This window comes from Citrobacter sp. RHBSTW-00570, from assembly GCF_013739755.1.
In the GTDB taxonomy this organism is placed as follows: domain Bacteria; phylum Pseudomonadota; class Gammaproteobacteria; order Enterobacterales; family Enterobacteriaceae; genus Citrobacter; species Citrobacter braakii.
In genome coordinates, this window is record NZ_CP056399.1 from 1 (window position 1) to 11,215 (window position 11,215).

Genomic DNA, 11,215 nt, shown 5'->3' on the forward strand with positions numbered 1-11,215 from the left:
GTGTCACTTTCGCTTTGGCAGCAGTGTCTTGCCCGATTGCAGGATGAGTTACCAGCCACAGAGTTCAGTATGTGGATACGCCCGTTGCAGGCGGAACTGAGCGATAACACGCTGGCTTTGTATGCGCCAAACCGTTTCGTGCTTGATTGGGTAAGGGATAAATACCTTAATAATATTAATGGATTACTCAATAACTTCTGTGGAGCGGATGCCCCGCAACTGCGCTTTGAAGTCGGTACTAAACCCGTCACGCAAACGCTGAAAACGCCGGTGAACAACGTTGTTGCGCCCGCTTACGTGGCTCAGCAAGTGCAACCGCAACGTGCCGCTCCGGCGGCGCGCTCAGGCTGGGATAACGTCCCGGCACCGGCAGAACCTACCTATCGTTCTAACGTCAACGTCAAACACACGTTTGATAACTTCGTTGAAGGTAAATCTAACCAACTGGCGCGCGCGGCGGCACGTCAGGTGGCGGACAATCCTGGCGGTGCCTACAATCCGTTATTCCTTTATGGCGGTACGGGTCTGGGTAAAACCCACCTGTTGCACGCTGTCGGTAACGGTATTATGGCGCGTAAGCCAAACGCGAAAGTGGTGTATATGCACTCCGAACGTTTTGTGCAGGACATGGTTAAGGCCCTGCAAAACAACGCGATCGAAGAGTTTAAACGCTACTACCGTTCCGTGGATGCGCTGCTGATTGACGATATCCAATTCTTCGCGAATAAAGAACGATCGCAGGAAGAGTTTTTCCACACCTTTAACGCCCTGCTGGAAGGCAATCAGCAGATCATCCTGACTTCGGATCGCTATCCGAAAGAGATCAACGGCGTTGAAGATCGTCTGAAATCCCGCTTCGGCTGGGGACTGACTGTTGCGATCGAGCCGCCTGAGCTGGAAACGCGCGTCGCGATCCTGATGAAAAAAGCCGACGAAAACGACATTCGTCTGCCGGGTGAAGTGGCGTTCTTTATTGCCAAGCGTCTACGCTCTAACGTACGTGAGCTGGAAGGCGCACTGAACCGCGTGATCGCCAACGCTAATTTTACCGGCCGGGCGATTACCATCGATTTCGTGCGCGAAGCGTTGCGCGATCTGCTGGCTTTGCAGGAAAAGCTGGTCACCATCGACAATATTCAGAAGACGGTGGCGGAGTATTACAAAATCAAAATTGCGGATCTGCTTTCTAAGCGTCGATCTCGCTCGGTAGCTCGTCCGCGCCAGATGGCGATGGCGCTGGCAAAAGAGCTCACTAACCACAGTCTGCCGGAAATTGGCGACGCGTTTGGTGGGCGTGACCATACTACCGTGCTTCATGCCTGTCGAAAGATTGAGCAGCTGCGTGAAGAAAGCCATGATATTAAAGAAGATTTCTCCAATTTAATCAGAACATTATCTTCGTGACGCTATGAAATTTACCGTTGAACGTGAACATTTATTAAAACCGCTTCAGCAGGTCAGCGGCCCGCTGGGTGGACGTCCTACACTGCCTATTCTCGGAAATCTGCTGCTGCAGGTTGCTGACGGTGCGCTTTCTCTGACCGGTACCGATCTCGAAATGGAGATGGTGGCGCGCGTGGCGCTGATCCAGCCTCATGAACCTGGTGCGACCACCGTTCCGGCGCGTAAATTCTTCGATATTTGTCGTGGGTTGCCGGAAGGCGCGGAAATTGCCGTTCAACTGGAAGGCGATCGCATGCTGGTGCGTTCTGGCCGCAGCCGTTTCTCGCTGTCTACGCTGCCTGCCGCTGACTTCCCGAATCTGGACGACTGGCAGAGCGAAGTCGAATTCACTCTGCCGCAGGCCACGATGAAGCGCCTGATTGAAGCCACGCAGTTTTCGATGGCGCATCAGGACGTGCGTTACTACTTAAACGGCATGCTGTTTGAAACCGAAGGGGAAGAGCTGCGTACCGTGGCGACCGACGGTCACCGCCTGGCGGTCTGTTCAATGCCAGTCGGTCAGCAGTTACCCAGCCATTCGGTGATCGTTCCGCGTAAAGGCGTGATTGAACTGATGCGTATGCTCGACGGCGGCGACAACCCGCTGCGCGTGCAGATTGGCAGCAACAACATTCGTGCGCACGTGGGTGACTTCATCTTTACCTCCAAGCTGGTTGATGGCCGTTTCCCGGATTATCGCCGCGTATTGCCGAAGAATCCGGACAAACATCTGGAAGCCGGTTGCGATATCCTCAAACAGGCATTTGCTCGTGCGGCGATCCTCTCTAACGAGAAATTCCGCGGCGTGCGTCTGTATGTCAGTGAAAACCAGCTGAAAATCACCGCCAACAACCCGGAGCAGGAAGAAGCGGAAGAAATTCTGGATGTCTCCTATCCTGGTACCGAACTGGAAATCGGTTTTAACGTTAGCTACGTACTGGACGTACTGAACGCGCTGAAGTGCGAGAACGTTCGTATTCTGCTGACCGATTCCGTATCGAGCGTACAGATTGAAGATGCTGCCAGCCAGAGCGCGGCTTATGTTGTTATGCCAATGAGACTGTAATGTCGCTCACCCGTCTGTTGATCCGCGACTTTCGCAATATCGAAAGCGCGGATCTCGCTTTATCCCCTGGCTTTAACTTCCTGGTTGGCGCGAACGGCAGCGGCAAAACCAGCGTGCTGGAAGCCATCTATACGCTCGGCCACGGCCGGGCGTTTCGCAGTTTGCAGATTGGCCGCGTAATTCGCCACGAGCAGGAGTCGTTTGTTTTACACGGGCGTTTGCAGGGGGAAGAGCGTGAGACATCGATTGGCCTGACGAAAGACAAACTGGGCGACAGCAAAGTGCGCATTGACGGCACTGACGGGCACAAGGTCGCGGAACTGGCGCACCTGATGCCAATGCAGCTGATCACGCCAGAGGGGTTTACTTTACTCAATGGCGGCCCCAAATACAGAAGAGCATTCCTTGACTGGGGATGCTTTCACAATGAAGCCGGATTTTTCACCGCCTGGAGCAATCTGAAGCGACTGCTCAAGCAGCGCAACGCGGCCCTGCGCCAGGTGAGTCGTTATGAGCAACTGCGTCCGTGGGATAAAGAACTGATCCCGCTGGCGGAACAAATCAGCACCTGGCGCGCGGAGTACAGCGCCGGTATCGCGCAGGATATGGCGGATACCTGTCAGCAGTTTCTACCCGAATTTTCTCTCTCCTTCTCATTCCAGCGCGGCTGGGAGAAAGAGACCGATTATGCCGAAGTGCTGGAACGCAGTTTTGAACGCGATCGCATGTTGACCTACACCGCGCACGGTCCGCACAAAGCGGATTTTCGCATTCGCGCTGACGGTGCGCCGGTGGAAGACACGTTGTCGCGTGGGCAGCTAAAGCTGCTGATGTGCGCCTTACGTCTGGCGCAAGGGGAGTTCCTCACCCGCGAAAGTGGGCGGCGGTGTCTCTACCTGATAGATGATTTTGCCTCTGAACTTGATGATGCCCGTCGTGGGCTGTTAGCCAGCCGCTTAAAAGCGACGCAATCTCAGGTCTTTGTCAGCGCAATCAGCGCTGAACACGTTCTGGACATGTCGGACAAAAATTCGAAGATGTTCACCGTGGAAAAGGGTAAAATAACGGATTAACCCAAGTTTAAATGAGCGAGAAACGTTGATGTCGAATTCTTATGACTCCTCCAGTATCAAAGTCCTGAAAGGACTGGATGCGGTGCGTAAGCGCCCGGGTATGTATATCGGCGACACGGATGACGGCACCGGTCTGCACCACATGGTATTCGAGGTGGTAGATAACGCTATCGACGAAGCGCTCGCGGGTCACTGTAAAGATATCGTTGTAACGATTCACGCTGACAACTCCGTGTCCGTTACCGATGATGGCCGTGGTATCCCAACCGGTATCCACCCGGAAGAGGGCGTTTCGGCGGCGGAAGTTATCATGACCGTTCTGCACGCAGGCGGTAAATTCGATGATAACTCCTATAAAGTTTCCGGTGGTCTGCACGGCGTAGGTGTTTCCGTAGTAAACGCCCTGTCACAGAAACTGGAGCTGGTGATTCGTCGTGAAGGCAAAGTGCATCAGCAAACTTACGTGCACGGTGTGCCGCAGGCGCCGCTGGCGGTAACCGGCGAAACAGAAGCGACGGGTACTCAGGTACGTTTCTGGCCAAGCCACGAAACCTTTACCAATGTCGTTGAGTTTGAATACGAGATTCTGGCTAAGCGTCTGCGCGAGCTGTCGTTCCTGAACTCCGGCGTCTCTATTCGTCTGCGCGACAAGCGCGATGGTAAAGAAGACCATTTCCACTACGAAGGCGGCATCAAGGCGTTTGTTGAATACCTCAACAAAAACAAAACGCCGATTCACCCGAATATCTTCTACTTCTCCACCGAAAAAGACGGTATCGGCGTTGAAGTTGCGCTGCAGTGGAACGATGGTTTCCAGGAAAACATCTACTGCTTCACCAACAACATTCCGCAGCGTGACGGCGGTACTCACCTTGCAGGCTTCCGTGCGGCGATGACCCGTACCCTGAACGCCTACATGGACAAAGAAGGCTACAGCAAAAAAGCCAAAGTCAGCGCCACCGGTGATGATGCCCGTGAAGGCTTGATTGCCGTTGTTTCCGTGAAAGTACCGGATCCGAAGTTCTCCTCACAGACCAAAGACAAGCTGGTCTCCTCTGAGGTGAAATCGGCGGTAGAACAGCAGATGAACGAACTGCTGAGCGAATACCTGCTGGAAAACCCGTCTGACGCGAAAATCGTCGTTGGCAAAATTATTGATGCTGCACGTGCCCGTGAAGCGGCACGTCGCGCGCGTGAAATGACTCGTCGTAAAGGCGCGCTGGACTTAGCGGGCCTGCCGGGCAAGCTGGCGGACTGTCAGGAACGCGACCCGGCGCTGTCCGAACTGTACCTTGTGGAAGGGGACTCCGCGGGCGGTTCTGCGAAGCAGGGCCGTAACCGTAAAAACCAGGCGATTCTGCCGCTGAAGGGTAAAATCCTCAACGTCGAGAAAGCGCGCTTTGATAAAATGCTCTCTTCTCAGGAAGTGGCAACGCTGATCACCGCGCTCGGCTGTGGCATCGGTCGTGACGAGTACAACCCGGACAAACTGCGTTATCACAGCATCATCATCATGACCGATGCGGACGTCGACGGCTCGCATATTCGTACGCTGCTGTTGACCTTCTTCTATCGTCAGATGCCGGAAATTGTGGAACGCGGCCACGTTTACATTGCACAGCCACCGCTGTACAAAGTGAAAAAAGGCAAGCAGGAACAGTACATTAAAGATGACGAAGCGATGGATCAGTACCAAATTTCTATCGCTCTGGATGGCGCAACGCTACACACTAATGCCAGCGCACCTGCTCTTTCAGGTGAGTCGTTAGAAAAACTGGTTTCTGAATACAACGCGACGCAGAAAATGATTGGCCGTATGGAACGTCGTTTCCCGAAAGCGCTTCTGAAAGAACTGGTTTATCAACCGACGCTGCCGGAAGCTGATTTGGCGAACGAGCAGACCGTTACCCGCTGGGTTAATTCGTTGATTACCGAGTTGAACGAAAAAGAACAGCACGGCAGCCTGTGGAAGTTTGATATCCACCACAACGCAGAGCAGAACCTGTTTGAGCCGATTGTGCGCGTCCGTACTCACGGTGTGGATACCGACTATATTCTGGATCACGAGTTTGTGACCGGTGGCGAATACCGTCGTATTTGTACGCTCGGTGAGAAGCTGCGCGGGCTGATCGAAGACGATGCGTTTATCGAACGTGGCGAGCGCCGCCAGCCGGTTGCCAGCTTTGAGCAGGCGCTGGAATGGCTGCAGAAAGAGTCACGTCGCGGCCTCGCTATCCAGCGTTATAAAGGTCTGGGCGAGATGAACCCGGATCAGCTGTGGGAAACCACCATGGATCCGGAAAGCCGTCGTATGCTGCGCGTTACCGTGAAGGATGCGATTGCCGCCGACCAGCTGTTCACTACGCTGATGGGCGATGCCGTTGAACCGCGTCGCGCGTTTATCGAAGAAAACGCCCTGAAAGCGGCGAACATCGATATCTAACTTGCACCCAGGTCTACAACCGTCCTGCAAAAGGGGAATCTCGATTCCCCTTTCTATCCCCCTTTTCGTAGCTGTTTTTTGAGCGGAATCGCGTTAGCATGAGGACGGACTCATTTAATCCGGGGAACTCATGGCTATCAAACTTATTGCTATCGACATGGATGGCACACTTCTGCTGCCCGATCACACCATTTCACCCGCGGTCAAAACGGCGATTGCCGCAGCGCGCGCGCGTGGCGTAAATGTGGTGCTGACCACGGGGCGCCCGTATGCCGGCGTCCACAGCTATCTGAAAGAATTGCATATGGAAGAACCCGGTGACTACTGCATTACCTACAATGGTGCGCTAGTGCAGAAAGCAGGGGATGGCAGTACTGTCGCGCAAACCGCGCTGAGCTATGATGATTATCGTTATCTGGAGCAGCTCTCCCGGGACGTTGGCTCGCATTTCCACGCACTCGATCGCAACACCCTGTATACCGCGAACCGTGATATCAGCTACTACACGGTGCATGAATCGTTTGTTGCGACGATTCCGCTGGTGTTCTGTGAAGCCGAGAAAATGGATCCCGCAACCCAGTTCCTGAAAGTGATGATGATTGACGAGCCGGAGATCCTCGATAAAGCTATCTCGCGCATACCTGCGGAAGTAAAAGAGAAGTACACCGTGCTGAAAAGTGCACCGTATTTCCTCGAAATCCTCGATAAACGCGTCAATAAAGGGACTGGCGTGAAATCGCTGGCCGATGCGTTGGGTATAAAAGCCGAAGAGGTGATGGCGATTGGCGATCAGGAAAACGACATCGCGATGATTGAATACGCAGGCGTGGGCGTTGCCATGGACAACGCTATTGGATCAGTCAAAGAAATCGCCAACTTTGTGACGAAATCTAACCTTGAAGATGGCGTCGCGTATGCCATTGAGAAGTTTGCGCTGAAATAAGATGTTATGGGCAAATGCCTTGGCGCATTTGCCCTGTTTCAGCAATTAGTTGTGATACTGAGTGGTCACCTTGAGGAATATGCGCCACGCCGCTGCGCATTATCCATTTACGGGAAAACGCCGACGTCAGGGCCCGACTTTTCAGGATCTTGCCAAACAGTTTGAGACGTAACTTGCGGGTGGCTTTGCGGTAAGCGTGATTCATATCTGGTGCATCCCGCAACAATACAGATTTGAGCGCCTCCGCGCTGTCCAGCGCATAGCTAATCCCCTCCAGTGAGCTGGCGCTGATAAAACCGGCCGCTTCGCCAATCAAAAATGCGTTGTCCTTGCCACAGACGAAGTCTTTCCAGCGTGAAGGAAACAGCACCGTACATTTTTCACTTTTCACCGGTTTGCCGAACTGAAATTGGAACGCTTCCATCTTCGCTTTCAGCGTGTCAAAGCGCGCCTGGCCGTCCTTCATCGGGTAGGCACCGCCAAAGATAAAATAGCCATCTTTGCTGATACTCCAGGAATAACAGTCGGTTGCGTCGTTATCAAAAATGCAGGAATAGAACGGGACGGGATGCTTTTCCGCAAACCATTGTTGAATAGCAACATATTTACGGATCTGGTGCCGGGGATAGAGATGACGGCGTACCAGTGAGTTCGCGCCGTCGGCTCCCACCAGATAACGCGCGGTGATCTGCTGCTCCCAACCGTCGGCGCGGAAGATAACATGCCATTTATCGCCCTCGCGCCAGATTTTCCGACACAGGCTGTCGTGGTACACCTGTACATCATCAGGAATGAGAGATTTAAGCCATAAATCAAAAGAATGGCGGTTGATATTAATGTAGCTACGCTGATAGTTACGCGTCAAAGAGGCTGCAACATCAACCGTTTTAACGCTAAATATTTGTGGGTTAGCGATGACATCAACGGGTAAGGTTATCCCGTCGCGGATAAACGAACGCTGGGCATCCGGGGCTAACAGACCGCCGCAGGGTTTGGTGAAACCTTCGTTGCCGCACTGGTGTTTTTTATCCAACGCGATCACGCGCATTTTTCCACTCAACTGCCGCGCCAGCGCTGCGCCTGCCGGGCCTAACCCGATAATGGCTACGTCAAAATGTTCCATCTTTCTGTCCGCAAAAATGAAGATGGCGATACGCTAAAGCCTGAAAGTGAAGTGCTTGTGAAGTATGATTGCTGAAATCGTCTTGTATCAGGGCATTCCATGAAGCAAATCACCTTTACGCCGCGTAATCATCAGCTTACCAATATCAATACCTGGACACCGGACAGCCAGTGGCTGGTCTTTGATGTGCGCCCTTCCGGTGCCTCTTTTACCGGCGACACAATTGAGCGCGTCAATATTCATACTGGCGAGCTGGAGGTGATTTATCGGGCCATGCAGGGATCGCACGTTGGCGTGGTGACCGTTCATCCAAAGTTGGAAAAATATGTGTTTATTCATGGGCCTGAAAATCCTGATGAAACATGGCATTACGACTTCCATCATCGGCGTGGGGTGATAGCTACGCAGGCAAAAGTGGAGAATCTGGATGCGATGGATATTACCGCCCCATATACGCCGGGTGCGCTGCGCGGTGGTAGCCATGTGCATGTATTTAGCCCGAGCGGCGAGTTTGTCAGTTTCACCTATAACGACCATGTGCTGCATGAGCGCTCACCGGCGCTGGATCTACGCAATGTCGGTGTGGCTGCGCCCTATGGTCCGGTGACGGTCTCCGCGCAGCATCCCCGTGAGTACAGCGGGAGCCATTGGTGCGTGCTGGTAACCCAGACGACACCCACGCCTAAACCGGGTAGCGATGAGATTAACCGCGCCTATGAAGAGGGCTGGGTAGGGGAAAACAGACTGGCGTTTATCGGTGATACGTTATCAGTCACGGGCGAGAAAGTGCCGGAGTTATTTATTGTTGATTTACCACAGGATGAAAGCGGTTGGAAACAGCCGGGCGACGCTCCGCTGGAGGGCACTGAGACGACAATGCCTGCGCCGCCATTCGGTATTAATCAACGCCGCCTGACGTTTACTCATGCGCGCGCCTTTCCCGGTCTGGTAAATCAGCCGCGCCATTGGGTGCGCAGTAATCCAAAGGCATCTGAGATTGCGTTTTTAATGCGTGATGACGTCGGCATTGTGCAACTGTGGCTGATTTCCCCACAAGGAGGGGAACCGCGTCAGCTTACCCGCTGCGCCACGGATATTCAGTCAGCATTCAACTGGCATCCGTCAGGGAAATGGCTGGGGTTTGTACTGGATAACAAAATTGCTTGTTGTGATGCTCAGACGGGAGAGGTTGATTTTCTAACGGACCGTCACGGCAACCCACCATCGGGCGATGCGATCATCTTCTCTCCTGATGGTCGACAGGTTGCGTGGATGGAAGACGTCGAGGGTTTCCGCCAGCTGTGGGTAACAGAGACAGGGCGTTAACTTAAGGAGCAGGCATTTCAGCCGGAGGGATAACGGCGTTCGCGGCCTGCGTTCTCTCCTCGCTTTTTTCTACCCGGGATCTCACCGAGTTATCTTTGCGAAAGAGATCCCACGGAAGTAATACTGTATCCAGTACTGCGGTAAACGGCATATCCAGAATCGCCAGTGACTTGGTTCCCCAGTTTGTATCACTTTCGCTAATCATTGTGGCGCTGGCGCGCGTGCCAGGATACGTCCCTTCTTTGCCCCCGGTATGCGACATAATGCTGGAACAGCCGCTCACAAACGCCATCCCGCTGCACATTGTCAGTGTTACCAACATTTTTTTTATCATCATTTTTTCATCTGTATTTATTGTGTTTGCATGGTGAGTTAAAGCGATCCGTTGCGAAAATAACATCACCATTTCGTCACACTGTGGCGGCTATCGCGATTTAACGATAACAACTGCTCCCACCAGTGTATGCAATAGACAACAAACTGCAAAAAAAGTCAGATGAATACGCTTGAAAAGTTTGTATTAAGACCCATTTTTAGAGCGTAGACAAATGAAGGGCATGCCTGATGGGTGTCCTGGCTACCTGACCTGTCCATGATGGAAGGTCTATTATTCTCGCTGATTTCAGGAGCTATTGATTATGCGTAACTTTGATTTATCCCCGCTGTACCGTTCTGCTATTGGTTTTGATCGCCTGTTTAACCTGCTGGAAAACAATCAGGGCCAGAGCAATGGCGGCTACCCTCCGTATAACGTTGAGCTGGTAGACGAAAACCATTACCGAATTGCGATTGCCGTTGCTGGTTTTGCTGAAAGCGAACTGGAAATTACTGCCCAGGACAATCTGCTGGTGGTGAAAGGCGCCCATGCGGACGATCAAAAAGAACGTACTTACCTGTATCAGGGGATTGCCGAGCGCAACTTCGAACGTAAGTTCCAGTTAGCGGAGAACATTCATGTTCGCGGCGCGAACCTGGTGAATGGTCTGCTGTATATCGATCTCGAACGCGTGATTCCCGAGGCGAATAAGCCGCGCCGCATCGAAATCAACTAATTCTGTGGGCCGCTTCAGGCGGCCCTGCTAAGCAATCGGCTTGCCGTCAGGGAGCCAAAAGGTACTTACTCGCTTCTTAGAAGGAGATTATTATGCGTAACTACGATTTATCCCCACTGCTGCGTCAATGGATCGGTTTTGACAAACTGGCCAATGCCTTGCAAAACACGGGCGAAAGCCAGAGCTTCCCGCCTTATAACATCGAAAAGAGCGATGATAACCACTACCGCATTACCCTTGCGTTAGCCGGTTTCCGCCAGGAAGATCTGGATATTCAACTGGAAGGCACGCGCCTGACCGTGAAAGGTACGCCGCAGCAGCCGGAAAAAGAGACCAAATGGTTGCATCAGGGGCTGGTCACTCAGCCGTTCAGCCTGAGCTTTACGCTGGCTGAAAATATGGAAGTCTCCGGCGCAAGCTTCACTAACGGCTTGCTGCATATCGATTTGAACCGGAATGAACCTGAAACCATCGCTCCACAACGTATCGCCATCAGCGAACGTCCTGCATTAGACAGTTAAATAGCTCCATGCCTTTGCCCCGCCAGAAATGACGGGGCTTTTTTGTGCGTCAGCCCACATGAAACTATGATCTGGGAGGGCAGGATGCCGGAAGCGCTGCCATTGCCAGAAAAAAGCATTCAGCAATTTCAAATCGACGTGAAGAAAAACAGTAAAGAACGCCCTTCTCAAGCGCTCCTGGGCGCTTTGTAGCATGATAATGTGCGCCACTCTGCATTCATGCCT

General features: G+C 52.8%; 11 protein-coding genes and 1 other annotated feature. Of the genes, 8 read left to right on the forward strand and 3 right to left on the reverse strand.

Annotated features, from left to right (window positions below):
- From dnaA to yidA, 5 genes are all read left to right on the forward strand, one after another.
- Entirely contained in the window at nucleotides 1-1,404 is a 1,404-nt protein-coding gene (gene dnaA / locus HV237_RS00005) for a chromosomal replication initiator protein DnaA (RefSeq protein ID WP_016155069.1), read from the forward strand.
- Between the two features lie 4 nt (nucleotides 1,405-1,408).
- On the forward strand, nucleotides 1,409-2,509 hold the full coding sequence (gene dnaN / locus HV237_RS00010) for a DNA polymerase III subunit beta (protein WP_016155068.1): 1,101 nt from the start codon (nucleotides 1,409-1,411) through the stop codon (nucleotides 2,507-2,509).
- Nucleotides 2,509-3,582, forward strand: a complete 1,074-nt coding sequence (recF, locus tag HV237_RS00015) for a DNA replication/repair protein RecF (RefSeq protein WP_016155067.1) — start codon at nucleotides 2,509-2,511, stop codon at nucleotides 3,580-3,582. Before dnaN ends, recF begins: the two co-directional genes overlap by 1 nt.
- A 28-nt stretch (nucleotides 3,583-3,610) precedes the next feature.
- Nucleotides 3,611-6,025: a DNA topoisomerase (ATP-hydrolyzing) subunit B gene (gene gyrB / locus HV237_RS00020; RefSeq protein WP_016157816.1), complete on the forward strand. Its 2,415-nt coding sequence runs from the start codon at nucleotides 3,611-3,613 to the stop codon at nucleotides 6,023-6,025.
- A gap of 130 nt (nucleotides 6,026-6,155) precedes the next feature.
- The gene (yidA, locus tag HV237_RS00025; protein WP_016155065.1) at nucleotides 6,156-6,968 is read left to right on the forward strand and encodes a sugar-phosphatase; all 813 of its coding nucleotides are present in this window, start codon (nucleotides 6,156-6,158) and stop codon (nucleotides 6,966-6,968) included.
- 4 nt (nucleotides 6,969-6,972) lie between these two features.
- Here yidA and cbrA read toward each other — a convergent pair whose 3' ends face one another.
- On the reverse strand, nucleotides 6,973-8,091 hold the full coding sequence (gene cbrA, locus HV237_RS00030) for a colicin M resistance lipid reductase CbrA (protein WP_181541647.1): 1,119 nt from the start codon (nucleotides 8,089-8,091) through the stop codon (nucleotides 6,973-6,975).
- Nucleotides 8,092-8,190: 99 nt separating this feature from the next.
- Here cbrA and HV237_RS00035 point away from each other — a divergent pair, with 99 nt between their 5' ends.
- Nucleotides 8,191-9,417, forward strand: coding sequence for a DUF3748 domain-containing protein (locus tag HV237_RS00035; RefSeq protein WP_047358463.1), 1,227 nt, complete (start codon nucleotides 8,191-8,193; stop codon nucleotides 9,415-9,417).
- Nucleotide 9,418: 1 nt separating this feature from the next.
- Here the strand turns inward: HV237_RS00035 and HV237_RS00040 are convergent, their stop codons facing one another.
- Nucleotides 9,419-9,751: a YceK/YidQ family lipoprotein gene (locus HV237_RS00040; protein WP_172864455.1), complete on the reverse strand. Its 333-nt coding sequence runs from the start codon at nucleotides 9,749-9,751 to the stop codon at nucleotides 9,419-9,421.
- Nucleotides 9,752-9,989: 238 nt separating this feature from the next.
- Nucleotides 9,990-10,062, forward strand: a sequence feature (ROSE (Repression Of Heat Shock gene Expression) occurs in the 5'-region of heat shock genes and acts as an RNA thermometer to modulate expression.).
- Between HV237_RS00040 and ibpA the strand changes: the two genes are divergently transcribed.
- Nucleotides 10,056-10,469, forward strand: coding sequence for a small heat shock chaperone IbpA (gene ibpA, locus HV237_RS00045; RefSeq protein ID WP_003023882.1), 414 nt, complete (start codon nucleotides 10,056-10,058; stop codon nucleotides 10,467-10,469). Its footprint overlaps the feature before it by 7 nt.
- 92 nt (nucleotides 10,470-10,561) lie before the next feature.
- Nucleotides 10,562-10,990, forward strand: coding sequence for a small heat shock chaperone IbpB (gene ibpB, locus HV237_RS00050; RefSeq protein ID WP_047358464.1), 429 nt, complete (start codon nucleotides 10,562-10,564; stop codon nucleotides 10,988-10,990).
- Here ibpB and HV237_RS00055 read toward each other — a convergent pair.
- On the reverse strand, nucleotides 10,979-11,200 hold the full coding sequence (locus tag HV237_RS00055) for a hypothetical protein (protein ID WP_135107963.1): 222 nt from the start codon (nucleotides 11,198-11,200) through the stop codon (nucleotides 10,979-10,981). The genes ibpB and HV237_RS00055 overlap by 12 nt on opposite strands.
- Nucleotides 11,201-11,215 lie beyond the last annotated feature (15 nt).

What these genes read in the sequence shown, in the direction of transcription:
- dnaN (WP_016155068.1), top strand. Translation starts at nt 1,409, where the DNA reads ATGAAATTTACCGTTGAACGTGAACATTTATTAAAACCGCTTCAGCAG.
- recF (WP_016155067.1), top strand. Translation starts at nt 2,509, where the DNA reads ATGTCGCTCACCCGTCTGTTGATCCGCGACTTTCGCAATATCGAAAGC.
- gyrB (WP_016157816.1), top strand. Translation starts at nt 3,611, where the DNA reads ATGTCGAATTCTTATGACTCCTCCAGTATCAAAGTCCTGAAAGGACTG.
- yidA (WP_016155065.1), top strand. Translation starts at nt 6,156, where the DNA reads ATGGCTATCAAACTTATTGCTATCGACATGGATGGCACACTTCTGCTG.
- cbrA (WP_181541647.1), bottom strand. Translation starts at nt 8,091, where the DNA reads ATGGAACATTTTGACGTAGCCATTATCGGGTTAGGCCCGGCAGGCGCA.
- HV237_RS00035 (WP_047358463.1), top strand. Translation starts at nt 8,191, where the DNA reads ATGAAGCAAATCACCTTTACGCCGCGTAATCATCAGCTTACCAATATC.
- HV237_RS00040 (WP_172864455.1), bottom strand. Translation starts at nt 9,751, where the DNA reads ATGATAAAAAAAATGTTGGTAACACTGACAATGTGCAGCGGGATGGCG.
- ibpA (WP_003023882.1), top strand. Translation starts at nt 10,056, where the DNA reads ATGCGTAACTTTGATTTATCCCCGCTGTACCGTTCTGCTATTGGTTTT.
- ibpB (WP_047358464.1), top strand. Translation starts at nt 10,562, where the DNA reads ATGCGTAACTACGATTTATCCCCACTGCTGCGTCAATGGATCGGTTTT.